At 52.3% G+C, this 25,513-nt stretch carries 14 protein-coding genes; 4 read left to right on the top strand and 10 right to left on the bottom strand.

The annotated features are described in order from the left end of the window. The first annotated feature begins 1 nt into the window (after position 1). Genes IEV98_RS19955 through IEV98_RS19970 form a run of 4 tightly spaced genes read left to right on the top strand, consistent with a single transcriptional unit; the run spans position 2 to position 8,703 of the window. Complete coding sequence (locus IEV98_RS19955) at positions 2 to 2,869, top strand: TIM-barrel domain-containing protein (protein WP_229738869.1); 2,868 nt, start codon at positions 2 to 4, stop codon at positions 2,867 to 2,869. Positions 2,870 to 2,915: 46 nt separating this feature from the next. Then, the gene (locus tag IEV98_RS19960) at positions 2,916 to 6,137 is read left to right on the top strand and encodes a SusC/RagA family TonB-linked outer membrane protein (protein ID WP_188507800.1); all 3,222 of its coding nucleotides are present in this window, start codon (positions 2,916 to 2,918) and stop codon (positions 6,135 to 6,137) included. A gap of 11 nt (positions 6,138 to 6,148) precedes the next feature. After that, positions 6,149 to 7,840 (top strand): RagB/SusD family nutrient uptake outer membrane protein, encoded by a 1,692-nt coding sequence (locus tag IEV98_RS19965; protein ID WP_188507801.1) that lies wholly within the window; start codon positions 6,149 to 6,151, stop codon positions 7,838 to 7,840. A gap of 20 nt (positions 7,841 to 7,860) precedes the next feature. After that, positions 7,861 to 8,703 carry a hypothetical protein gene (locus IEV98_RS19970; RefSeq protein WP_188507802.1) on the top strand — a complete coding sequence of 281 codons (843 nt, stop codon included), beginning with the start codon at positions 7,861 to 7,863 and terminating at the stop codon, positions 8,701 to 8,703. A gap of 127 nt (positions 8,704 to 8,830) precedes the next feature. Here IEV98_RS19970 and IEV98_RS19975 read toward each other — a convergent pair whose 3' ends face one another. The 10 genes from IEV98_RS19975 to IEV98_RS24540 all read right to left on the bottom strand — a co-directional run bounded on the left by IEV98_RS19975 (position 8,831) and on the right by IEV98_RS24540 (position 25,341). Continuing rightward, positions 8,831 to 11,164, bottom strand: coding sequence for a hypothetical protein (locus IEV98_RS19975; RefSeq protein ID WP_188507803.1), 2,334 nt, complete (start codon positions 11,162 to 11,164; stop codon positions 8,831 to 8,833). Then, positions 11,149 to 12,186: a hypothetical protein gene (locus tag IEV98_RS19980; RefSeq protein WP_188507804.1), complete on the bottom strand. Its 1,038-nt coding sequence runs from the start codon at positions 12,184 to 12,186 to the stop codon at positions 11,149 to 11,151. Before IEV98_RS19980 ends, IEV98_RS19975 begins: the two co-directional genes overlap by 16 nt. Positions 12,187 to 12,237: 51 nt before the next feature. Next, complete coding sequence (locus IEV98_RS19985) at positions 12,238 to 14,106, bottom strand: RagB/SusD family nutrient uptake outer membrane protein (RefSeq protein ID WP_188507805.1); 1,869 nt, start codon at positions 14,104 to 14,106, stop codon at positions 12,238 to 12,240. A gap of 12 nt (positions 14,107 to 14,118) precedes the next feature. Continuing rightward, positions 14,119 to 17,523 (bottom strand): TonB-dependent receptor, encoded by a 3,405-nt coding sequence (locus IEV98_RS19990; protein ID WP_229738870.1) that lies wholly within the window; start codon positions 17,521 to 17,523, stop codon positions 14,119 to 14,121. 133 nt (positions 17,524 to 17,656) lie between these two features. Continuing rightward, the gene (locus IEV98_RS19995) at positions 17,657 to 18,790 is read right to left on the bottom strand and encodes a FecR family protein (RefSeq protein ID WP_188507807.1); all 1,134 of its coding nucleotides are present in this window, start codon (positions 18,788 to 18,790) and stop codon (positions 17,657 to 17,659) included. A gap of 103 nt (positions 18,791 to 18,893) precedes the next feature. Next, positions 18,894 to 19,475 carry an RNA polymerase sigma factor gene (locus IEV98_RS20000; protein WP_188507808.1) on the bottom strand — a complete coding sequence of 194 codons (582 nt, stop codon included), beginning with the start codon at positions 19,473 to 19,475 and terminating at the stop codon, positions 18,894 to 18,896. Positions 19,476 to 19,684: 209 nt separating this feature from the next. Continuing rightward, a complete protein-coding gene (locus IEV98_RS20005; RefSeq protein ID WP_188507809.1) occupies positions 19,685 to 20,197 on the bottom strand; it encodes a TlpA family protein disulfide reductase in 513 nt (170 codons plus the stop codon). Between the two features lie 104 nt (positions 20,198 to 20,301). Further along, complete coding sequence (locus IEV98_RS20010) at positions 20,302 to 22,065, bottom strand: RagB/SusD family nutrient uptake outer membrane protein (protein ID WP_229738871.1); 1,764 nt, start codon at positions 22,063 to 22,065, stop codon at positions 20,302 to 20,304. Between the two features lie 13 nt (positions 22,066 to 22,078). Further along, positions 22,079 to 24,739, bottom strand: a complete 2,661-nt coding sequence (locus IEV98_RS20015; protein ID WP_229738872.1) for a SusC/RagA family TonB-linked outer membrane protein — start codon at positions 24,737 to 24,739, stop codon at positions 22,079 to 22,081. An 8-nt stretch (positions 24,740 to 24,747) separates the two neighbouring features. After that, positions 24,748 to 25,341 carry a carboxypeptidase-like regulatory domain-containing protein gene (locus tag IEV98_RS24540; protein ID WP_229738873.1) on the bottom strand — a complete coding sequence of 198 codons (594 nt, stop codon included), beginning with the start codon at positions 25,339 to 25,341 and terminating at the stop codon, positions 24,748 to 24,750. Between the last annotated feature and the right edge of the window lie 172 nt (positions 25,342 to 25,513).

The following is a 25,513-nucleotide window of genomic DNA, read 5'->3' on the forward strand; positions in this document are numbered from 1 at the left end:
TATGATGAACATGAAACTTGCGTTTGTTGCTGCTATATGTTTTGGCAACCCGTTGGTGCCGGCGATGGCAATAGCGGAAGACCATCCTCAAATAACCCGAACGGCTACCGGCGTATCCGTTACGTTCAGTGGCTCGGCCACCGCGATTGATCAGGAAGTAACACTGGATGTCATTACCGATCGGATTATTCATGTCGTTGCCAAGCCATTGGGCGGGCATGTAGCGCCCAGTGAGTCGCTGGTTATCGTCGATTCCCTTCGCCGTACGGCAGGCCCGTGGACGCTCGAAGAGGCGAGCGATTACCTCCGGTTGAAGACCGCGGCACTCACGGCAAGGGTGTCGTTGCTTTCCGGTGCGGTGGATTTCCTGGACGGGCGCGGGCAGCCGCTGTTGGCCGAAGAACGGCGGGATGCGACCACATTTGAGTCCGACGCGTATGATGGCGATGCATTTTACCGGATCCGTCAGCATTTTTCCGTATCCCAAACCGAGGGCCTGTATGGGCTGGGACAACATCAAAAGGGGGTGATGAACTACCAGGGCCGGCAAGTGACCCTATTGCAGTACAACACAATGATCGGGGTTCCTTTCCTGCTGTCCACCAACAATTATGGCATCCTCTGGCACAACTATTCAATCACGAAGGCCGGCGATATCCGGCCGCTGTTACCGCTTTCGGCCTTCCGCCTGTATTCCAAGGAAGGGCAGCGTGGGTGGCTTACGGCAACCTATCGGGATAAGGACGATCCCGAAACTATTCGTTTATCCCGACCGGAGTCGGAGATTGACTACCGATACCTGAGCGACCAACCCCGGTTTCCGGATTCGGTAAATCTAGCAAGTAGCTTGGTTACCTATGAGGGGCAGTTGGAATCGCCCTACAGTGGGCTGCATCGCCTGCATTTCACCTATTCAGGCTACGTCAAGGTTTGGGTAGATGACCAGTTGCAGGAAGATCGCTGGCGTGAATCGTGGAATGCCGGTTCTTTTGAGCTCGCTTTGGCTATGGAAGCCGGCCATCGGCACGACATACGGATCGAATGGCTACCAGACGGAAGCCAGTCCTATCTCGGTATCGCGTGGCAACGACCCATCCCCGATACAGTCAAGGGCACGTTTTCGTTTGATTCGGAGGCCGGAGCGGGGGTAGACTACTATTTCGTCACTGGCGATAGCATGGAAGATGTAATTGGCGGGTACCGCCACCTTACCGGTCGGGCGCCCATTATGCCGCGCTGGGCATTCGGTTTCTGGCAGAGCCGCGAGCGTTACAAAACGCAGGCAGATTTAGAAAGTACGGCGATGGAATTCCGCCGCCGGAAGATTCCCATCGACAACATGGTACAGGATTGGTCCTATTGGCGTGAGCACGATTGGGGGAGCCACGATTTTGATCCCGCGCGGTTTCCCGATCCGGAGGGGATGGTGGATCGACTGCACAAAAACCACTTCCACCTTATGATTTCGGTTTGGCCCAAAATTAACGAGGCGTCTAGCGTGTATACGCGGTTTCGTGACAATGGCTGGCTCTATCCCCGGAATATTTACGACCGTCGCAAGGATTGGATCGGTAAGGGCTATACTTCCACATTCTACGACCCGTTCAACGCCCGTGCCCGTATGGGCTTTTGGGAGTTGATGAACGAGAAATTATACCAAAAGGGTATCGATGCCTGGTGGATGGATGCCAGTGAGCCGGATGTCCATTCCAACATCAACATCGACGCAAGAAAATCCGTCATGCAACCTGCCATCGGCTCATCGGTGCGTTATTACAATGCTTTTCCCTTGGAAAACGCGCGGGGCATTTACGAAGGGCAACGGGATACGGATCCCAACCAACGGGTATTCATTCTCACCCGCTCTTACTTTGCCGGCCAGCAGCGCTACGCTGCAGCGGCTTGGAGCGGCGACATCTCGTCGCGCTGGCACGATATGAAAGACCAGATTGCTGCCGGGGTTAATTTCTCGATGTCTGGCACGCCCTATTGGACGATGGATGCCGGGGGCTTTTTGGTGGAGCGGCGTTTCCACAATCCCAGTGCGGAAGATCAGGAAGAATGGCGCGAATTGAATGCCCGGTGGTACCAGTATGGTGCTTTTCTGCCCATCTTCCGTGCACATGGGCAGTTTCCCTACCGTGAGCCGTTCAACATCGCTCCGGAAGGTCATCTTGCTTATAACAGCATGCGCTATTCCATCGGACTGCGTTATCGGCTATTGCCCTACACCTATTCGCTGGCCGGCGGCATTTACCTGTATAATGCCACGATGCTCAGGGGCTTGGCGATGGACTTCCCTCACGACACCCAAACGCTGAACGTCGGCGACCAGTTCCTATTTGGCCCCTCGCTGCTCGTCAGCCCGGTAACACAGCCCGGTGTTACCTCACGCGAGGTTTATTTGCCACAAGGAGCGGGGTGGTATGATTTTTACAGTGGCGAATACCATCGTGGCGGGCAGAGACTTGCGGCGGCGGCGCCCTACGAGCGTATACCGCTTTTTGTAAAGACTGGCAGCATCATTCCACTTGGCCCGGAGCTGCAATACACGGATGAGAAGCCAGCCAGGGAAATCACGCTTTTCGTTTATGCAGGTGCAGATGCCTCATTTGAGCTGTACGAAGACGAAGGGACCAATTATAATTACGAGCAGGGAAAATTCAGTACCATCGCCTTTACGTATCAAGACGGCACCGGAGTGCTGCATATCGGTAATCGGAAAGGTTCGTTTGAAGGGATGCTGGCACGTCGTATCTTTCGCATCGTCTATGTACAGCCAGAGAGGCCTCAGGGTGTGGATACATCCATTAGCACCACGCAGACGGCGACGTATTCCGGAAAGGAACAACGGATCAAATTGAAATAAATCAGTACGTACAATTGTTTAATCCTTCAATTATAAACAAAAAACCATGCAATTCAATTTTTACAAACAGTACACGCGAAGGCTGCTGCAGCTCACCATGGGTTGCGTCGCCTTGGGCATTTCGGTGCCGCCCGATGTCGCTTTTGCGCACGGATCTTACGGATACCTAGCCGGGCGCTCACACACGGCGCAAACTACGGTTAGCGGCACAGTCATCGATGATTCAGGCCTACCCTTGGCGGCTGTCACCGTTTCCGAAAAGAACACGAACACATCAACGACCACCGATGGCGAGGGGCACTTCCAGCTGTCGGTCTCGTCCAGCGATGCCATTTTGGTGTTTTCGTCGATTGGGTATACCCCGCAAGAGATTGCTATTGGCAATCGGCAGTTAATCAACGTTACGTTGGAAATGTCCGTCAATACCCTTGAGGAGCTGGTGGTGGTAGGATACGGTACGCAAAAGAAGAAGCTGACTACCGGAGCTACGGTACAGGTAAGCGGCGAAGACATCGCCAAGCTCAGCACGACCAATGTGGTCAATGCCCTGCAGAGCCAATCCCCCGGCGTACAGATTACCCAAGCCTCCGGTATGCCTGGCCAAGGGTTCAAGGTTAATATCCGCGGTATCGGTACCATAGGCAACTCACAGCCCCTTTACGTTATCGACAATGTCATCGGCGGCGATATCAACAGCCTCAATCCGTCGGATATCGAATCCATCGATATCCTGAAGGATGCTGCTTCGGCAGCGATATACGGATCGCGGGCTGCCAATGGCGTGGTGCTGGTTACCACCAAGCAGGGCAAAGCCGGCAAGGTTACACTCAACTACGATGCGTTTGTGGGCTGGCAAAACGCCTATAAGTTGCCGTCTTTGCTCAATGCCAAGGAATATATGGCCATCCAAAATGAGCGCCGTTTCAATGAAGGACAGGCGCCCTATGATTGGGCCTACGAGATACCTGTTCAGTACCAGCAAATCCAGGATGGTACCTGGAATGGCACCAATTGGCTCGAGGAAATTCACAATCCCAATGCGCTGACGCAAAACCACGCATTCAACCTTACCGGCGGTACTGATCGGTCTACATTTGCCTTAGGCTACTCGGTTGCGTCGCAAGATGGTATTTTCGGCAAGCCGGTGGCCCCGCACCTCAACCGGCACACCGTCCGGATCAATTCAAACCATGTTATCCTCAAAACGGACGACTTCGATGTGCTTAAGTTCGGCGAGAATCTCACGTATACTTACCGCAACAACTCCGGTATCGGCATCGGCAATATTTATTGGAACGATGTCAACAACATGCTCAAAGGCAATCCGTTGATGCCGGTATATAATAGTGAAGGCGGCTACTACGATTATGCCAGTAAATTGGCCGATGGTTGGCGCCTTGACGGGATGACCGCCAATCCCATAGCAGACATGGTGTATAGGCGCGGGCAAAACGAGAGCAAAAACCATTCGATGATGGCCAATGCCTACGTGGAAATACAGCCGATTAAAGACCTGCGGTTCCGCAGCAACTTCGGTTACCGACTGAATGCCTCTTCTTACCGGTCATATACGCCTACCTTCAGGTTATCTGACAATTCTGTCAATGACATCGACGATATCTCGCAAAACCAGAGCGTGGGTTACGGTTGGTTGTTGGAAAACACCGTTTCCTACCAGCGCACGGTCGGTACGGGCCATCATTTTGATGCGGTGCTCGGCCAGTCGATGGAGCGTTGGGGGCTGGGCGAAAATCTCAGTGTCACCACTTCCAATTCGTCATTTCCGGGTAGCTGGCAGCATGCCTATGTGGGCAACTGGATGGCATTTGCCGGATTCACACCAACCATCGGTGGCAGCCACGACCTCGAAAATAATTTTGCCTCATTTTTCGGCCGGATCAATTACAACTACAAAGAAACCTACATGGCTACCGTCATCCTGCGGGCAGATGGTTCGTCCAATTTTGCCCGGGGCCATCGTTGGGGTTATTTTCCATCGGTTTCTGCAGGCTGGAACGTCAGCAACGAGGCTTTTATGGAGTCTGTTGATTGGCTCGATTTCTTGAAGCTGCGCGGCAGCTGGGGCCAGAATGGGAATGCCAGCATCGATCCGTTTCAGTACCTGGCCACCATTGCGCTCGACAACCACAACGGCTACTATTTCGGTAATGACAAAAATACGCTGATCACCGGTGCCTACCCGGATATCCTGCCCAACGAGGTGGTCTCGTGGGAAACTTCCGAACAGCTCAACATCGGGCTCGATGCCCGCCTGGCACAGGGTCGGCTTGGTGTCGTTTTCGATTGGTACCGCAAGTCGACCATCGATTGGTTGCTGAGGGCACCGGTATTGGCCATTTTTGGCACCGACGCACCGTTCATCAATGGGGGCGATGTTGAAAATCGCGGGTTCGAACTCGGGTTGAACTGGAATGAAACCCGTGGTGACTTTACCTACGGCATCAATCTCAACGGGTCGTATAATCGCAACCGCGTAGTGCGGATTGCCAACAACGAAAAACTCATCGAAGGATTTCCCAATGTGCTCAGTCAGGGTACGTTGCCGATGTACCGCGCGCAAGAAGGCTTCCCAATCGGCTATTTTTATGGGTATAAAACAGCTGGTATTTTCCAAAATGACCAACAAATTGCTGATTACCGGACACAGGGACATGGCGTACTGGCCACGGCCCAACCGGGCGATGTAATCTTCGTTGATACCAATGGCGATGGCGCCATCACCGATGCAGACAAGGTGCAAATAGGCAATCCGCATCCCGATTTTACGGCGGGGCTCAATCTTTCGCTTGGCTATAAAGGGATAGATCTTAGCGTTACCGCCTTCGGGGCCTTCGGCCATCAGATTGCGAAGTCATACCGGTCATTTGCGGATAGCCCATTGCAGAATTATACCACCGAGGTATTTCAGCGCTGGCACGGCGAAGGTACTTCCAACCGCTATCCACGGCTTACCAATGGCAGCCATACCAATAGCCAGTACGTTTCGGATATCTACATTGAAGATGGCGATTTCGTCAAGATCCAGAATATCACATTGGGCTACAGTTTCAAGTCGTTGTTTCCGAAGTTGCCACTTGGGCAAGCCCGCCTTTACGTATCGGCGCAAAACCTCTACACCTTTACCGGCTACTCGGGCATGGACCCCGAAATCGGCTATGGTGATGAGCAGGGCTGGGTATCTGGCATAGACCTCGGGTTCTATCCAAGCCCACGAAATTTCATCATTGGACTGAATGTCAACTTCTAATACGAAAGAACATGAAACGAATTACAGCAATAACAGCATGCGTCATGCTATTGTCTGGGTGTGAAAGCTTCCTGGATACGACGAGCTATGATAAGAAAAATACGGGCAATTTCCCGATGAATGTGGCCGATGCCGAGCAGATGATCACCGGCATCTATTCTACCATGAGCAGAGCGATCTCTGATGCCGCGCACACCCATTTTTATGCGGCTGAGCTCGCTTCCGACGACCGCTTTGGCGGTGGCGGTGAAAACGACCGCGACATGCACGGGCTCGATCACCTCATGAATACCCAGCCTAATCGGTTTCTACCGTTTTGGCGGGCACGCTATCAGGGCATTTTCCGGGCCAATACGGCCATTGCCACGATGGATAATGTGACCGGATGGACCAACGAGGCGCAGCGCAACCAGCTTATGGGCGAAGCCCATTTCCTACGGGCGCTCTTTTATTTCGAGCTTTCCCAACTATTTGGCGAAGTGCCACTGGTCATCGTACCGGAGGCCGAAAACCTGCCCAAGGCACCAGCAGCTGAGACCTATGCACAGATTGCGTACGACTTACAGCAGGCAGTCGCGCTACTGCCCGCAGTGCCCTATACCAGTGTTGCTTCCGGCCATGCCACCAGATGGGCGGCTCAGGCACTCGCGGCCCGTGTATTCCTGTTCTATACCGGTTACTACGAGCAAAGTTCACTTCCCGTGGCCGGTGGCGGCGAGCTCAACAAAGCCCAGATCGTCACCTGGTTGGATGAATGCATTGCCAGCAGTGGCCACGACTTGGTGTCTGATTTCCGCAACCTCTGGCCCTATACCAATGAGCATACTGCCGAAGATTACGACTACACTGACGCTAATGGACTATCCTGGGAGGGCGACGGAAACAAAGAGACAGTTTTTGCGGTCAAGTTCGGCACATTGGTAGACTGGGGCGACAGTTACACCCTCGGTTATTCCAATCAGTACGTACTCCATTTCGGCATGCGGTCAAACAATGGGCAGGCGGGTACATTCCCCTTCGGTGCCGGCTGGGGTGCTGGGCCGGTCAATACCAGCCTGTGGACCCAATGGCGTCAGGCCGAACCTACGGATATCCGACGCACGGGATCCATTATCGATGCTGAAAATGACCTGGAGAACTATCTCTACGGCGCCGACTCACAAATGGAAGAGACTGGTTTCTGGCAGAAAAAATACATGCCCGTCACTGCCTATCGGGAAGGAACCCTGCTGCCTTCTTACGCGATTTTAGCAGACGGCGCGCCTACGGATATGCAATTGGCTCACACACAAGATTTGGTATTGATCCGTTTTGCCGATGTGCTGTTGATGCATTCCGAGCTCACCGAAAGTGCAACGGGTTTAAACCGCGTGCGCACACGGGCCAAGCTGGGCAATGTGGCCTATTCGTTGGATGCTATTAAGCGTGAGCGCCGGTGGGAACTTGCTTTTGAAGGCCTGCGTTATTTCGATCTCATGCGTTGGCACGATGCAGCCAACGCGCTTGCAGCACAGGAAGGCGTAGCGATCAAAAACAAAGGCCTAGATACGCAGATGCGGGGATTCGGTGGCGGCTACCGGGCGAGGTATGAAGCCACGGGCGGCTTCTGGCCGATTCCGCAAAATGAAATCGCGCTATCCGATGGCGTATTGACGCAGAATGCCGGATGGGGTACACCTGCAGATGAATTTCCGGGATGGTAAAACTTAAAAGGAAGAATACGATGAAAACCTTTATAAAACACTGCGCTAAGTGGGCAGTTCTATCAATCATGGCGGTTTCGGCCTGCGAGCCCATCGAAGACCGCATGGAAATGGGCGGCGCGATCACCGCTGAGCAACTCGATATCACGGCCACCCTTATCCAAGTGGATGGTAAAAACTCCAACAAAGTAGTGCTGGACAATCGAAGTCCGGTGCTTTCTTCGTGGGATTTCGGTGTAGGAACCACGCAAAGGAAGACTGATACCGTGTTGTTGGTGACCGAAGGCGAAAACGAGATCATCTTTACCGGGCTCAATCCCAATGGCACGAAAGTCACGAAAACACTGACCGTCAATGTCGACGAGCTGACATTCGACGTACCGTTGGAATGGGGATACCTCACCGGCGGATCCGAGAAAACGTGGGTGTGGGATGACACGCAGCCGGCGGTATGGGGCAATGGTGGATACCTCGCTAGCACCAAACCCGAGTGGTGGATGCTCCAAGTGAAGGATATCGAAGACCAAGCTGCCGGAGAAGGAGCGGGGGCCAAGATGGTATTCTCCCTTCGCGGTGCCAAACTTACGAAGGTGAAAGCTGACGGACAGGAGGAAGCCGGTGGTTTTTCATTCGATATGTCCAAAACCATCGTACAGGATAACGGCACCGTATGGGCCAAAGGAAAGCTCACCACACGGGGTGTTACGGTTTTATGCGGCAAGTCACCGGATGAGGGCAGCATCCCGGTCTATGAATACGACATCCTGTTGTTGGATGACGGCCGGATGGTACTGAGCTATGCCCCTCCGGGTACCGGCGCTTGGGGAGCTGCTTATTTCTGGGTATTCCGGGCGGTAGAATAATAAAAACCTGTTTCGTAGCATGCCAGCTGCTTAAACTGCGGCTGGCATGCGTACCGAATAGGACATTTTTGAAGGGCATTTGAGACAACGTTAATCTATGATTTATGCTGCTGTTGCCGATATGGGCTCAAAAGGCGTCCCTCCCGTCCAAGTAATCCACGCCATTCAGTAATAAGACAAAGTCGATCAACTGAGCCATTCCGAAAATCGAAGGCCTTACGCCATCGCCATGAGGCGGCGAGTCCAGTGTGTATTGCTCGGCAAACACGGCACCCGAACGCATCACATCACGGATATTGCATTCGATCAGCTGAGTTGCGCGGTTTTGATAGCCTTTAGCCAATAATCCCCTCACGGTAAACGCCACGTCCGGATACTTAGGCATCCTAAACCCCGCGAAACTTTGGTCCGGATCAAAATACCGGTCAAACAGGTCCATCATACTGTTTAGGTGGGGGGCCTTCAACAGATCGATAGCGAGTCCGCTGGTTACCCACACAGGATGCCCCGCCGTCCGCAATCCCGATCGCGTATTGTAAAGCTGTACCGGCAGCTCGTCGGAATCGCTCCAAAACCAACGCAGGTAATCGTCGAATAAGGCCAGCCTGTTTTTTACCCATAGTTCGTGATCATCATGCAGTTCCAGTATAGTCGCAATGGCTGCCAACGCTTCCATATCTACAATGGCCGAAACAACGAAGTCTGCGTCTTTCTGATACTCACTAAGGATGCTGACGTCTTTGTATACCCACATCGGATAACGGATTCGCCACATCATGTAGCGTTTCAATGCCGGGTAGTTCAAGGCGAGCTTTTCTTTATCTCCCGTGAGCCGATAGAGGAGCAGTGCGGTCTCTGCCTTTCGCGATGGCAGGCTTTCGCCGCCGAGCACCCCCTCTTCATCCACGAGCGACATCAGCCCGCTAAAAGCATCCCAGGACACTTCAGGAGCTAGGTAGCCGTATAGTTGTATGGCAATGAAACTCTCCCATGCTGCGGAAAACGGCGCGTTTGGATGACCCTCACCCCACAGCGAGGGTTTTCCGGTCACGATTTGCGGATAAGGAAAATGCGCGGTATCCGGCGGCAGAACATTCATCGCGAGAAATACCCACGCACGGTAATATGCTTTGCGCATGGCTGTGTCGGTAACCCCTTTGGGATTGACATGGTTCAATCCGAATCGGGTCGGATGGGGAACCTTCGCCAGTAAACTGTTCCAATAATTCCTTCGTTCGCGCAGCTTTGTCGTGACGCTCGCCGGATTTAGCGCTGGCCTTTCTGCGCGTTGGACGAGCGCCGCCACCGGCAGCGACAATTCGGCAAAGCTGCAGGCAATCAGGGTAGGCTTGCGGGTGGGGTCATTCCCGGCCGTCTGCACGGACCAATACCCCACTTCGGGGGGAATATCTAGCGGATTCTTGCGGGCAAGCAAGTCGGTATACGTACGGTAAAACGTAATCGGCGACGCGAATGGAGCCTCGAAAGAAACGGCATATTGGATGTCGCACCCTTGAATTACCAACGTGCGTTGGCCAACAATCGAAAGCTTGCCCTCGTATTTTCCGCTGTAAACCAAGGCCGCCCTTTTATCGCTGTTGAATTGCCTTACTATGGTTTCTTCGTCGTAGAAAAAATCAAAACCGCGGAGACGCACGTCGCCAAGGTATCGCCCTTCGAATGCAAGGCGGTGCGGTTCCCAGGTATTATCCATGGTATCAGACGCCACCAGCGTGGCCTGCACGCCCCGTATCGACAGCTCCGTGACGCGGAGTGACGTTCCCTTGCCCACCAGGAAGATTGTCAGGTAAAATGTCCGTTTACCGCGCCAACCCGTCGCTGTGCGCAAGTCAAAGGTATAAGCGCCGGTACCGGTGTTCTCGTGCCGGATCGTACGGTCCGAAGGCTCGTCCTGTCCATGTACTTTTACTGCCCAGAGCGTCGTCCCATCGGGCACCGTGATGTTGAGGTAGGGCGCCTCGTCCAAGTTGGTGGTAACGGCGTCCTTCAGGCGAATTGACTGTACGTCGCTGCTCGCCTGTGCATCAGTGCTGGCAAAGAGGCTACCGTCGGCAGCGGGTAGGATGCGAGCGCCATCGCTTGGCTGCCACGCTGAGGCATCGCTTAGCGGAGCCGACCATGCCGAAAATGAGTGCCCCTCTTGCTTGGTGTCCACATGTAGCATGATCAGGTCTTCAAACGATCGGTTCGCCATCTTTGTGCCCAAGTAACCCACGTTTAGCGGAAGTGTTGGCCGCGAGCTGTACGCCATCGGAGTTCGTTGCCCTGGCGGTATCCGGAAATTGTACGGGTTCAGCACGATACGCGACCCCGGAATGCTCAGATCCCGACGCTGTTGCGCCCCTGTTTCGAGCAGATCGTTACTCAACGGAAGTTGCGCATACGTTTCGATACGGATGGCGTAAATCAGGATACACGCGAGGATTATTCGGATACGCATTGTAAAATGATCTCTTGTTCTTGATACGATTTTATCCAGCCATACGTCAGTGATTCCCCGTTCGGCCCCTCTATAACGACCTGGATATTGCTGTTTAGTTCGCCGGTCCGCCCGGTTGCTTCAGCCAAATTCCAATAATAGATCCGTGAACCATCTTCGAGCTCCTTATAAGCACCGTTCTCCGGCCGGATTACGTGGTCCGTTTGCCCGTCGTATAATTTCAGGAGCCAGGCACCGTTGGCGGGCGTATCGTATACGCGCATGGCCAAATACGGATAGTTGTCCAGGTTGAAGGATTGGTCCCATTTTACAGCGATTCCATAGCCATCGTCGTTATTCCGGGTGATGGTCACCTGCTTTTCACCTTGCTGACCTGGCGAGAGCCCGCCATATTGCCAAGCGTTGATGTCATCGGCCGTTTCAAATGGAATAAAAATACGACCAGGGGCTGGGGCGTCGTCCGGGCAGAATATTCCCACCACACCGCGGTAATTGACCAGTACCACCAACGTTGCCAAGTCCGGGTTAATGGGGTACTTTGATGCAGACTCAAGCCTTACGGCGAATGCGAGGATATCGTCGTCAAAGCCACCCAGCGCATCCATGTCTAACGCGACTTGCGCCAAAGCGCCTTCCTCGCCTTGAGCAACCGTGGCCGGCGGTGGCAATTCGATCACCTCGGGCGCCAGCTCAATTGCGTGGTTCAGGCTGCCTTGCTCCTGTAGGCTCCCGATCGCCTCGCGATCGAGCGTAAAGTTGACGGTAAATGCGTCTCGATCGTGCAATCCGGACGAAGAAAAGCCCAATGTGATGAGAATCCGTTTGTTTTCCTCGTCTACAACAAACGGGTAGCTATTCGATTCGGGTATACGGGCGAATTCACCATTACCCGTCCAATAGATCTGCGGAACCGGATAATCATCGTCAATGATGCCGCCGGTTTCCGTACACGATAAGATCAGGCCCAACCCGATGCTAAGGGCGGCGAGATAAGGATATTTAAATGATGTTAACCATTTCATAATGACTCAGCTATTTGGCTGTTAAATAAATAAACGATGCTGATTTGCGGCCTACCAAAACGGGTTTTGAACACACTGCCGATTTCGTTCCACTTCGGTTTGTGGAATGGGCCACAAGTAGTGTCTCCGTTGAAATACACGGTTTTCGAAAGCGATCCGTTTGTATAATTCAGGATCGGATAGTTGGTTGCCTCCTCGGATGTTAATTCCATAAAAAGGCCCGTTGTCTGTCTGCTCCGCGATTTTCCATCGGCGGCAATCCCAAATCCGAAAATCCTCAAAGACCAGTTCCACCCGTCGCTCGGCGCGGATCGCTTCACGCATGGCTTCCTGCGAAGCCGGTTCCGCCACCTGCCCCGACTGGTTGCCGTAGCCCGGTATGCCCGCCCGTTCCCGAACTAGGTTTACGTAACGGAGAATTTCGCTTTGGTTGGCGTTAAAATCGTACTCATTGAGTGCCTCCGCATAGTTGAGGTACACCTCACCCAATCGGAAAAAGATGTCTTGCATCTGTTCCACGTTGACGTTCGCCCAATTGGGGTTCCATATGGTGCTTGGATGGATAAATTTTCGGATCGCATATCCCGTTTTACTGTAGTTTTCACCCACAAGGTCGGCACCGCCCATCCAAAATTCAAACCGGTAGGATTGATTATTGTCTGACCCTTTGTTTACCCACGATGCCCCGTTAAAGCTGATGGTGGCATAGAAGCGAGGCTCACGCTCTACATACATGTTCGATACGCCCTCGTTCCAGTAGGCGGTATTTTCTTCCGCGAACCCCTGTTCGGAGTAGCCAGCGCGCGGGTTGATAATCGGACTGCCGTCTGAATTGTAGCCTATAACCGGCCGCTCGCCGTTCGCCATAAAAAACGCATCGACCTGTTGCTGTGTTGCTCCATACACCGATTCGCCTCCGGCTTGGCGGGGAGCACAATGTTGCCACCAATGCCAATTCAGGAGGTTTTCCTTGGGTTGTCGGCCCCAGATGATTTCCTGGTTCCACCGGTCTAGAAACACATCGCGGTACGAGCGCAGCGGGTCAATGGATCCAGACTCGTCTGTTTTTCGGTACAAGCCGGCGGGCATGCGGTCGATGATCACTTTGGCTGCATCAGCGGCAGCTTTCCATTTCTCCCGGTCGTACACCGTGTTGATAAGCGGTGTATTGTCGGGGTTAGTGAAAGCCGCATAATCGGTATTGCCGTTAAACAGTGGGCTAGCCGCATAAAGCAACATTCGCGCTTTCATCGCCTGCACAGCCAGTTGATCGATTCTGCCCAGCTGTCCCTGGTCTGTGATACGGTCCGGTAAGTCGGCCATCGCCTGGTCAAATTCCGCTACCAAGTAATCCACACACGCATCAAACGGCGTGCGCGGCAGTTGCAGCTCGGCAGGCGGCGTATTAATTTCGAACGGTGTTTCCGGAAGAATCACAACCGGGCCATATTGCCGGAGCAATAAACTGTAGTAATACGCGCGTAGCGCCCGCGCTTCGGCCTTCCGCTGTGTTCGGAGGGTGGCAGACATGTCTGCACATTCATCAATGCGCGCAATGAAAACGCTTGCCGACCGGATTCCCTGGTACAGATAGGTCCAGAAATTAAATACCGTGGTAGACGGACCCCAATTGCCGATATTATGCATATGGTTCGCATACATAAAGGACGCCCCGAAATCCGCCTCGTCAGCGATGCTGATAAAGCTGCTCTCGAAACCATGATTTCCGTCGCCCAGCGGTGGTGTATAAGAATACACATTGGCCAGGTACCGCTCGGCTTCCAGCGCCTGAGCAAACACCTTGTCGAGGTCAAGCATATCATCGGGCTGGCGATCCAGAAAGTCTTTGTTACATGCTGCAGCGGCAAGTATCGCCAAACAAGCGATCGTTCGCCGGATATGAAAGAAAAATATGTTCATGATCGATACAGATTAAAAGTTAGCGTTTATACCGAGGTTAAACGTGCGTTGGATGGGGTACTTTGCGCCGGTGTTTCCAGATGCCCCGGCTCCCAGCTCGGGATCCCAGAAGGTAAAGTCGCTAAACGTCAGCAAATTGAATCCCGATAAGAAAACACGGAACGTGTGGATTTTCAGTCGTTCCGTCGTCTTTCGCGGCAGTGTATACCCCAATTCGGCCGTACGCAGACGCAGGAAGCTGGCATCGCGCTGCCACCAGGTAGACGGCTGGACATTGTTTGTCATCCCGCTGAAGCCCAGGTTGGGAAACAAGACGTCTTCGCTGGGATTATCCGGTGTCCAACGGTTCAGGCCATGAACCTGCAAGTTTCCATTTAGCCCATCCATAAACGGGTACCAACCGCCTCCAAAGAGCATAAAGTCCATTACCGCACTCCCCTGGAAGAATGCGGAGAGGTCAAAATTGGCGTATCCGAAGCTCATGCCAAAGCCATACACGATACCCGGATTTGTCGGATTCCCTATGGCGACATAATCGTCGGGGTTGACGACGCCATCACCGTTTACATCCCGATACTTGATATCGCCTGGAGAAACTCTGCCGAAGGTATGTGCCGGTATATTGGGCGCTAAGGTACCCTGTTGCGCATCTACAAAGTCTTCGGTGCGGAACAGTCCATCAGCAATCAGACCAAATGGTTGGCCGAGCCGTTTCCCCTTCTCCGCCCGATAGGGCCAAAGCGGCGTAGGCTGATCATTTTCGACAATACGGTTTTTCGCATAAGTAAAATTACCACGGGTTGTCACCTGCAGCTTTCCAAAAGTTCGCCGGTATTCCAGCGAGGCGTCCACACCCTGATTTTCCATGATGCCGATGTTTCCCCACGGATTCTGTCTCACCCCGAAAATGGCAGGCAGTGAATTTCGCTGAAGGAAGATGTTGCGTCGGTTGCGCTTGAAAAAGTCGGCCTGAAGGTAGAAACCGTTAAGGAACCGTGCTTCTACGCCCGCATTGATTTCGCGTTCGCGCTCCCAGGTCAGGTCCGCTCCCCACTCTTCCTCGCCACGGCCCGGAATGCTTACGGTATAATCCCGGCCGAACGTCCATCCGCCATTTCCCCCGCCTACGGTGGTCAGGTAGGCGAATCGACGGCCGCCGATCTGGTCGTTTCCTTTCTCGCCGATAGACCCTCGGATTTTTAAATAAGAGACAGCATCCGGCAATGCGCTCCGTTGGTAGAACGGTTCTTCCGATAGGATCCAACCCGCCGCGATGGCGGGGAAAAGTCCAAAACGACTGCCCTTCGCAAAGTTCTCCGAGCCGTTGTATCCGGCGCTAGCCTCAAGGAAGTATCGATTTTTATAGTTGTAAGAGAGCCTGCCCACATAACCTTGAAGCCGGAATGGTAGGGCGGCGATGCTATTGTCGGTGTCTGCGTTGACCAAGTCTTGTTGGTTGTAGAGCAGCAGACCGGTCAGGTTATGATCGCCAAATTGGCGATTATAATTCAGGTTCGCCTGAAAGTAAATCCTTCTGTTTCCACCAGCGCCTTTGCTGAAGGCAAGGTCCTGAATTCCCTCCACGGTTTGTTCCAGGATCAACCGGTTGTCGCTATCCCTACCCCTGGCGATGTATAGGTCGCCCATATCACGCGTTCGTTCGATGTTATGCCAGTTGTACGCATCGAAAGCAAACAAGCCCTGTACGCTCAGCCCATCGATCAGATAGGAGAGGTCATGCCGTGCGTTGATGTTGGACTGGATAGAGCTATTCCAGGTCGTCTGAAATCCACGGTTCACCAGGTCGTGGTAGGGGTTTCTTACCACGTTGCCACTTCCCGCAAACAGCTTTTCCGATTCGTTGTCCGGATTGGGATACCACGCAGGAAAGGTGATGCCATTGGTTTTTGAAATCAGCTCCCAGAGCCTATCGCTTGACGTTCCGGGATAATTAACGGTTACAAGGTACCCACCGAGGTTTAAGCTCATATCCGTGTACGGACCGAGCTTCACGTCTGTATTTGCCCGGAAGTTGTATCGGTTCAGGTTGGTTGTGGTATTGTACGCATTGAGGTTATCCTCATTCCACATTCCCTGTTCGTTCAGCAACGACCCCGATACGTAATATTTCGCCACCTCGCTACCCCCCGTCACATTCAAGTTTGCGCGGTTGCTGAAGGTGTTTTTTTTAGTCATTAGGTCTAGCCAGTTGACATCAGGATACAGCAGCGGATCGGTTCCCGACCGCGTATTATCAATACGTTCCTGACTGAAATACGGTTCGCTTCCCGGGTTGGTGGCGAGGAAGGCTTCGTTGTAGAGCTCCATAAACGTAGCGCCATCGGCGTATTCAGGCCAACGTGTTGCGCCTTTCAATATGGTCTCGTACTTGAAATCAATGGATGGCGCCTGGCTTGCACCGCGTCTGGTGTTGATCAGGATAACGCCATTTGCGCCACGTATGCCATATATGGCTGTTGCGGCGGCATCTTTGAGCACCGAAAACGTTTCGATATCTTCTGGTTCGATGTTATTGAGGGGGCGTTCCACTCCGTCCACGAGCACCAATGGGTCGGACCCGGCGCCGAATGTACTCACGCCACGTATCCAGAACTGCGCATCGTCGTTGCCCGGCTCGCCAGATCGTTGTACGGCAATGACCCCGGCTACCTGCCCGGCCAATGCGTTATTCAGCGACCTTGGCACCGCAGTCTTGATGTCTCTCACACTTACCGTGGAGATTGCCCCCACTACACTTTCCTTTTTCTGCGTGCCGTAAGCCACGACGACCACTTCGTCGATATCGCTTACCTGCCGTTGAAGGGTCAAATTGATGGTGTCTTCGTTCTGAACAACGACCTCTTGAGGCTGATAGCCAACAGCTGAAAACACCAGCACACCTGTTGGGTCCGGAAGCACGATGCGGTACGTCCCGTCTTCGTCGGACGTTGTGGCAACCGTGGTGTTCTTTAGGTTTATGGTAACCCCCGCTACCGGGTCGCCATTTTCGTCAACGACCCGCCCAATTATAGGCCGCTGTTTCAGTACCTTCCTGTCACCCGTTCTGCGGATGAGAACGGTGGTGTTCGTTACGCTATAGGTCAAGGATTGCCCGTCGAGACACGCTTCGATGACATCGGTCAATGCTGCCCCTTTCATATCCAACGTCACCTTGTCGGCGTGGGCCAGATCGTCGGATGCGTATAGGAAGTCGTAACCGGTCTGTTGCTTTAACTGCCTCAGCACCGATTTCAACGTGGCGTTTTCAACCTGAATGCTTACGACCTGAGCATCCGCTACCGCATAGACCTGTATAAATGAAATAGTCAACAGCAGCACGATTAATTTCATGGCACGTATAATACGGAGTCTTGTATACTTGGTATTGCCACGCAATACCGTAAAATTTCTATACATTTGCATGTTAGGTAAATAATAGATTGTTTTTATTACACGATGATCAAGTATTACCTAATCCGGCATATCGTGCCGGCGAACCGGGAATGCCGCAAACATTTCCGGTTTTTTAAGGTATTGTATGGAGTATCATTTACTTCATAACCGTTACCCTCCCTTCCGCTAGCTTAAAGCGTATCTCACTCAATGATTCGAGATGATTTAGCAAGTCTTGTATTCCCTTGTTCCGGGTATATGTGCCCCCAAAACGCTTCGAGGGTAACGGCTCTTGATACACTACATCGACGTTGTACCAACGCTCCACGTACTTCATGATTGTACGGATATCTAAATCCTCAAAGAGGAAGTCGCCATGCACCCAAGCAATAGCCAGTTCTGCATCCGCGCTTTTTTTCACGGTCGGGCTGCCTTTCGAGGTTACCGCTTGCTGGCCGGGCGAAAGTCTTACCGTTGCGCTGCCATCACCGACATCGAGTCCGCCTTCTACCAAGGTGGTTACCACACGCTGTTCATCCCCATAAGCCATCACATTAAAACGCGTTCCCGTGACGGTGATTTCGGTGCCGTTGGCGATTACTTTAAAAGGCTTTTCCGGATTTTTAGCGACTTCAAAATAGGCCTCTCCGGTCAGTGAGACCAAGCGCTCATCTCCGACAAATGCCATGGGGAAGACCAATGTTGTCGCCGAATTGAGCCACACCGCTGTGCCATCGGGCAGCATAAACCGGTAATTGGCGCCCCTAGGTATGCTAATGGTATTATTACGGGGCCGTTCGCTCGGAAGCGACTCATCCACGAGGTATTGTATCGATCCATCGGCGAGCCGAATCAGTTCAATCCCATCGATTTCGACGGGCTGCCCCGTGGGCACTTGATCAAGCCAGACGGTTTCATTGTTTGGTAAGGTAAGTCGTGCCGTATTGCTTCCAGGAGTGACCGCTTCCTCGATATAGAAACGCGCTATGGCGTCTGATGGCGATTGCCGTATCAAATACCAAAACAACGAACCCAAACAGAGCAGCAGGCAGGCAGCTATGCCCGCTCGCATGAGCACAACGTTCCATTTCTTTTCCGGCGCAAACAACTGATTGTCGACACCGGTCTTTATGAGTACCTTAAATCGATTGCGCTGTTCCGAATCTTTCCAGTCCCAATTGAGGCTTCGAAATCGGCTACGAAGCCAATGCTCCACCCAGGCCCGTTCATCAGCACTGCAGTCGCCGGTTTCGTAGCGTTTCAATAACGATTTGATCTCCTCCTCGGTCATGCTGTTGGCGTATAATTGTGTAGTAGTGCCCCAGCGAGCCTGTTGGTAGTAGATAAAAAATGAAATAATTTATATGTAGTTTATTGTCAGCAAAATACGTTTGCTATTGGAGTAAAAGTATGACAGCTAGGAGAAAACTGTTTCTCACTTTCTTCCTTAATATACGCAGCACATTGTTTATTTGCTTTTTAACCGTTTTTTCCGAAATCTGCAGTTGGTGTGCAATTTCTTTGTGAGAGAGGTTTTGTGTGCGGCTCAGCAAAAATATCGCGCGCATTTTTGCCGGCAAAGATGCCACTTCAGCATCGACGATATGCAGCATGTCTGCAGCGTCGATGCGATCATCGATGTTTGATGTGTCATTTGGCTGAAATCCGCTTAGGGAAGCGAGGTAGTTCCTTGTTCTGATGTTACGTCTGATATATCGCAGCGCCTTGTATTTTGCAATCGAAAACACGAAATGTTCAATTGAAGTTATTTCGCTCAGTTCTTTCCGTTGCTGCCAGAGCGATACAAATGTATCTTGGACCACATCAACAGCGTCGTCCGGCTCATGGAGTATGGCCAGAACATACTTGAATACCCGCTCCCAGAGCGCATCATAAAACACGGAAAAGGCTTTTTCATCACCTTCTTTCAGCAAACGTATATATAAATCGTCCTCGTGGGCCGCCATGTTCAGCATTCAAATCGTATTGCCTGGATTGGTTTTAATCAGTCAAAGCGCTAGGCTGTGCAAGGGCAAACTTAGTGTTTTTTTCAAACAAAAGGGCCTTGTATCTGAACATCTGGTGTGGATTTTCAAAAGCAGTACGGAAATCGTTGGGCAATCGGTTCCGTACATTGTCTGGGGTTTTTAGTGGGCATCGAGCATGCACGCCATAGCGGGCAAACTTAACGTAATGCATCTACAGCTTCCTGCAGCGCCGGGTCGTCCGCTTTCACGGCATAGTATTTTGCGATCTGCCCATCGGGGGCGATGATCAGGTAACGCGGTATCCAGTTGAGGTCTATGGCATTGGTAAAGTCGTTTTTCCAGTCGGTCTTAAACCAATAGTGTTCACCTTCCAGTTTGAACTTCCGGATGCCATCTTGCCATTGCTGCTCCTGCCTGTCGAGGGAAAAATATACAACCGCTACATCAGGATTGGCCTTTTGGAAGGCTTGAAGTTCAGGAAAACCTTTCAGGCAATCCGGGCACCACATCGCCCAGATGTATAATAATACCGTTTTACCTTTATTGGCCTCCAGTACCGCACCAGCGGTTGTCTGCTCGCCGTCCAGTCCGAATAGCGGCTGCTGGAGTGCGGAGTCCGGAAATTCGGTCTTGGAAACGGCGGGAGGCTGTTGCCCCCAAGCCCAATGTGCGACCACTATACTCAGTACGATGCTATAAATAAATTTCATGGGATAAAGTTACGCTTTTTTGAGCAATTAGCAGCCAAGAAGCCTTCCAAGGCTGCCAATTGCACACGATAATCCCACGCTTGGGAGCGTTACTGATACGCTATTTATTCGAGGGTAGGATTAAAAGGGCCTCCCCAGTTATTATTCTGTTCAATATTCGGATTGCGGTCGATGACACTTTCCTGGATCGGGAAGAAATAGTACGTCTCCGGCAGGGAATTCACGCGGACGCCGGATAGCGGCACCTGTAGTAAACTGTATTTGAAATCATCTTCCTGCAGCGCATAGGCCGAAGCCTTGGTCCGCGCTTCGGTGATGGATAGTTCCGTACCGTCTTCCGCAACGGCAATCGCTTCCACACCGTGTTTGGTCGTTCCATCCAAGCGTTCCAGCATGCGCAACCGCCTCAAATCCCAAAACCGGTGCCCCTCAAAACAGAATTCAATATTCCGCTCCGCCAAAATCGCTTCACGCATTGCCGCTCTCGAAGTAGCGGTGATGCCGTAATTGCCATCTGCGCCGGGCTCGATAGCGGCCCGTTGCCGTATTTGCTTTAGAATGGCCAGGGCCTCATCCAGGCGGCCCGTTTCATTGGCTGTCTCCGCATAATTCAGCATCACCTCCGCAAAACGCATCAACACAAAGTCCACGTCGTATTGCTGCACTTCTTCCTGCGTGAGCCGCAACAAGCTGTTCTTAACGATAAAAAATCCGCTGTACCGATCAAGGTTCGTGGAATTAACGCCCGCACGCGGATTCACCCCGAAATCATCCAGCTCATGGGCTACACCCAGCGCCGTATACTGCCGGCGGCCGGTTTTGCCGGACACTTCATACGATTTGCCATTCCAAACGACCGACTTTTCAAACCGGGGATCGCGGTCTTCCCAGTAGCTTTGCAGTAATTCATCCTCGGTTTTGTAATAAGCACTGGAGGGATCGTCAAACGCTTTCCCGTCTTTCATCGGAAACATCTTGACATACTCCCACGTCGGGCAGGCGTTGGCAGCACCGCGGCTTTCCGATCCCGGTCGTACCCCGTGATCCCACACGGCCACTTTGTTGGGATAGGCGTTGATTACTGCAAATACGACTTCCGGGCCGCGCTCTACGAGCGCAATGTCTTCATAATTCTCTGCTAATGCATAGCCGTTGGCCAGCAATGTCTCGTACGCTTGCTTATTGATTTCATAGGCATCCTGCCAATGCGCATTGTTCCAGGGATCGGAAGGATGGAACTGGGGTGATGCCATGTAAAGCCGTACTTTGGCTTTAAAGGCCAGGGCAAACATGCCGTCTATCTTTCCGTAGTCACCAGCGCTCTTCTCAATCTGTTCCGGCAATTTGACGATCGCCTCATCGAGGTCAGCAAGAATGAATTCGAAGCATTCCGCCGTCGAGTTGCGTGGCACATACAGGTCATCTTCGTATCGGTCTTGCGGCACCGTTACATAGGGCACCCCACCGTGATACATCACCATCTGGAAATAGGCATACGCGCGCATAAACAAGGCCTGCCCAATGATGTTATCTTTTACGGATTGGTCCAACGAACCTGCGCTGACGTCTTGGATGGCTTGATTGATCAGCCGGATGCGGTTATAGTCCCACGATTTATACTCGCCGTTTGAAATGGTAATCCGGTCGGGGTAAAAATGTATACCAATCAATTGCTCACTGCGCTGTTCGGCCGTTGTGCTCCAGTTGCCGAATAGTTCATAAATGTTGGCCATGTAGGCATTGGCCAGGTTGGCATCGTTCCACACCTGGTCTGGGTCATAGCTCGTTAAATCTTCGATGTCCAATACATCCTTACAGGAAGCAAAGAGACTTCCCGCACCGATAAGCATATAAATTATCTTTTTCATCATCATATGGGGTTTAGAAGCTAACATCCAGTCCGAAAGTAAACGTCTTCATCACCGGGTATGAATCGTAATTCTTCTGTTCCGGGTCATGGAATTCGCGCATGGCAGAAAGGAAAAACAAATTGGTACCGTTGAAGAAAATCTGTGCATTGTTGAGCTTTAAAGCAGTTATCCAGCTTTTGGGCAATGCATAGCCAACATTGAGCGTACGTAGCCGCAGGTAGGCCCCGTTCTGGATCCAGAAGGAGGACGCGCCGGTGCCAGACTCGAACCAATTCTGCCCGATAGGCCGGGGGTATTTTCCATCCGGATTTTCCGGCGTCCATACATCATCGGATGCCCATATCGGATAGTACGGCCGAATGGCCCCGCCATGCTGGCGCATGCCCGGCCCTTCCTGATTGCTGATGATGCGATCGTAGCCCATCACACCCTGGAAATGGGCTTGCAACGAAAAATTCTTGTAATAGATATCAAACCCGAAGCCATAGTTCATCATGGGAGTTGCTTTCTTCGATAACAGCTGAATGTCGTTGCCGTCGATTTTCCCGTCGGGCCCTGGCGCAAACCCATCGCCCCGCACATCTTCGAAGTACAGGCCACCAAGGTAGGGATCACGGCCATATTGCTTAAGGCCCTGCGCCAGCAATTCATCCAGTTGCTCCTGGGTGCGGATGATGCCCAGTGCTTTCAACCCGATGATCCGTTCGTGGGGCAGTCCAATGCGCGATTCGAAATGCCGGTTCCCACCGGGGGCATAGGCGGCGCTTTCATCATAAATGTCCCAACGGTCTTTGGCAAAACCGAGGTTGGCATTCACCGCATAGCGGATTTCATTATTCGCGGCCAATTGGTCATTCCATTGTAAGGCCAACTCCCCACCGCGCCATGATCGCGCTGCGTAGTTTTCCGGGGCCAATGCCTGGCCGTAGTTGTCTGGCACGGAAACCAGCCGGGGGCCCAGGATATTGGTTTCTTCCCGGAGGAAGGCATCCAGGGTTGCAGTCAGCTTGCTGTTAAAAACACCTACGTCCAATCCCACGTTATAGCTGGTAGAGGTTGCCCACGTCAGGTTCGGGCTGGGTGTGGGACCGGGTGCAATCGCACCGTAATAGCGGTCGCCAAACATATACCCGCCAGAATTGATGTAACGATTCATATAAGAGAAAGCCGGTATCCGATCGTCCGTGCTGATCATGAGGTCGTTACCCGTCGTCCCATATGAAGCACGGATCTTCAGGTCGTTGATGGCCGTTTCACTATTTTGGAAAAACGCTTCCTCAGAAATCCGCCATGCGGCAGAAACGGAAGGGAAAAATCCCCACCGCTGATGCTCTGGGAAAAGCGTATTCCCATCATACCGGAATGAAAACTCAGCGATGTAGCGGTTGCCGTAATTGTAGTTCACCCGGCCGATAACCGATTGCCTTGATCCGATTTCCTCCCATCCATTCGCCTCCCGGAATTGGCGATCGGTGGGGTAGGCAAACATCTGGTCATAGTTGGTAATCGGATTTTCACCCCGTGCATAGGCACCAAACAGGCCGTCCTCCGCTTGTTCATAAACCGCCAATGCGTCGATGGAATGATCTCCGAATGTGCGGGTATAATTAAGAAACCAATTAAACTGGTACGCCCAGTTGGTACGGATTTCATAATCCAGAAACGGCTGGTTCTGGCTGAAGTTAAACGTATTGGTGCGGTTCGGATCGGGGGCAGCCGGGATAAACCGGTTGCCATCCGGGTCGGCTGGGATAAACTGATAATTGGTTTGGAATGTCAGGTATTTTTTCCGCATGAAATCTTCCCCCAGGTAGCTGCCCACCACTTTGGTCGATAGGCCGGGCGTCACTTTATCCAGCTTGATATTTACCGATAAGATGGGGTTGAATTGCCGCTCGCGGGTTTTGATATAACGATCGCCGATTACCTGATCGATAACACTCCAGGCCAACCAACTTCCCATCGGCGTCTGTACGGGAAAATCCGTCACGTAATCCGCCGGTGTACCGTCAGCTTCCGTGTAAAAGGGATAGGTCTTTGGCCAATTGAAGGTCACGCGGTATAAATCCGACACGTCGAAGTCCTCATCCGGGGTAAATGGCCAATAAAACCGATCGCCGTTTTGCTGGTAAGCCGAGAGGTTGAGATCAATGGATATGCTTTCATTGATCTTTGCCGATACATTGCTGCGCAGGTTTACCTTACCGTGCTCCAGCGATTTATAGGATCCCTGCTCGCCGCGATAGCTCAACAGGGAATAATAGGTAATCCGCTCCGATCCGCCGTTTACACTGAGCGATTGCCGATGGCTAACTGGATTGCGCCAGATAAAATCATGCACATTATAGCTCCGATTGCGGAAGTAGTCGAACTCTTCGTCGCCATTGGGTAGCGGCGTGCCGTTGAACTCTGCCACCCGGTTCTGGTAAATCAGTTCATCAGTAGCGGTGGTCAAATCCGAAAGCAATGGCATGGTAGGTTGCCCCAACGTATAATTGGACTGGAAATTAAACGTCGGCTTTTGCTGGGTTCCTTTTCTAGTGGTTACCAGCACTACGCCATTCCCCGCCCTCGAACCGTAAATCGAAGCGGTTGCCGCATCCTTCAAAAAGCTCATTTGATCCACTTCGAAGGCTTCCAGTGCATCAAAGGCCCCTTTATCGCGCACCACGCCATCAATCACATAGAGCGGTTCGCCGAAGCCCCCCGTATTCGGATATTCGATGTTGCACCGCTGAGCCCCGAGGTGTTGGTCACGTTTACCCCCGGCGCCCTGCCTGCCAGCGTATTCGATAAATTGGAAGGCGAAATGTTGGTGAGTTCCCGGGCGTTTACGGCAGACACCGCGCCGGTCAGGTTTGACTTTTTCTGTGTACCGTACCCTACAACCACCACTTCTTCCAAATCCGTTGCGCCAGCCACAACCAGTGTTTCCGTGATTGGATCAGCACTTTCGATGACTCGGGTAGCCGGTTCATAGCCCAGAAAGGAAAATTCCAGCGTATCGCCGATTGAAGCCACGAGTCGGAAATTTCCGCTTTCATCGGTTACGGTCTGCGCAATGCCCGGCCGCACGGTTATGGATACGCCCGTCAGCGGTTGGCTGTTTTCATCCAACACGATACCCGTGATGTTTTCCTGGGCAAAACAGGGTGAGTACCCCCCAATGAAACCGATCACCAATGCAGCGGCAAAGCCGATTACGAAACGAGATAATCTGGATACATACGGATTCCGCTTTGCGCGGAAATCCCTAACAATAAGTAACGACATCTTTTCAAATTAGTTTGTTTTTCTGTAGATGTAGCCCGGAAATGTGTGAAAACACGGGCAACAAATTCATAACAGTGTTCTATTGAAAAAGTTTTTTGCTTAGAGCATAATTTCTTGCAGCGGGGCTAGGAGGGGGTAATATAAAAAATCCCCGGCAGTTTTTACCACCCGG

Origin of the sequence: Parapedobacter pyrenivorans (assembly GCF_014636865.1) — a bacterium.
Taxonomy (GTDB): domain Bacteria; phylum Bacteroidota; class Bacteroidia; order Sphingobacteriales; family Sphingobacteriaceae; genus Parapedobacter; species Parapedobacter pyrenivorans.

What these genes read in the sequence shown, in the direction of transcription:
- IEV98_RS19955 (WP_229738869.1), top strand. Translation starts at nt 2, where the DNA reads ATGATGAACATGAAACTTGCGTTTGTTGCTGCTATATGTTTTGGCAAC.
- IEV98_RS19985 (WP_188507805.1), bottom strand. Translation starts at nt 14,106, where the DNA reads ATGAACATATTTTTCTTTCATATCCGGCGAACGATCGCTTGTTTGGCG.
- IEV98_RS24540 (WP_229738873.1), bottom strand. Translation starts at nt 25,341, where the DNA reads ATGTCGTTACTTATTGTTAGGGATTTCCGCGCAAAGCGGAATCCGTAT.
- IEV98_RS19980 (WP_188507804.1), bottom strand. Translation starts at nt 12,186, where the DNA reads ATGAAATGGTTAACATCATTTAAATATCCTTATCTCGCCGCCCTTAGC.
- IEV98_RS19975 (WP_188507803.1), bottom strand. Translation starts at nt 11,164, where the DNA reads ATGCGTATCCGAATAATCCTCGCGTGTATCCTGATTTACGCCATCCGT.
- IEV98_RS19970 (WP_188507802.1), top strand. Translation starts at nt 7,861, where the DNA reads ATGAAAACCTTTATAAAACACTGCGCTAAGTGGGCAGTTCTATCAATC.
- IEV98_RS19965 (WP_188507801.1), top strand. Translation starts at nt 6,149, where the DNA reads ATGAAACGAATTACAGCAATAACAGCATGCGTCATGCTATTGTCTGGG.
- IEV98_RS20005 (WP_188507809.1), bottom strand. Translation starts at nt 20,197, where the DNA reads ATGAAATTTATTTATAGCATCGTACTGAGTATAGTGGTCGCACATTGG.
- IEV98_RS19960 (WP_188507800.1), top strand. Translation starts at nt 2,916, where the DNA reads ATGCAATTCAATTTTTACAAACAGTACACGCGAAGGCTGCTGCAGCTC.
- IEV98_RS19995 (WP_188507807.1), bottom strand. Translation starts at nt 18,790, where the DNA reads ATGACCGAGGAGGAGATCAAATCGTTATTGAAACGCTACGAAACCGGC.
- IEV98_RS19990 (WP_229738870.1), bottom strand. Translation starts at nt 17,523, where the DNA reads ATGTATAGAAATTTTACGGTATTGCGTGGCAATACCAAGTATACAAGA.
- IEV98_RS20000 (WP_188507808.1), bottom strand. Translation starts at nt 19,475, where the DNA reads ATGCTGAACATGGCGGCCCACGAGGACGATTTATATATACGTTTGCTG.
- IEV98_RS20010 (WP_229738871.1), bottom strand. Translation starts at nt 22,065, where the DNA reads ATGAAAAAGATAATTTATATGCTTATCGGTGCGGGAAGTCTCTTTGCT.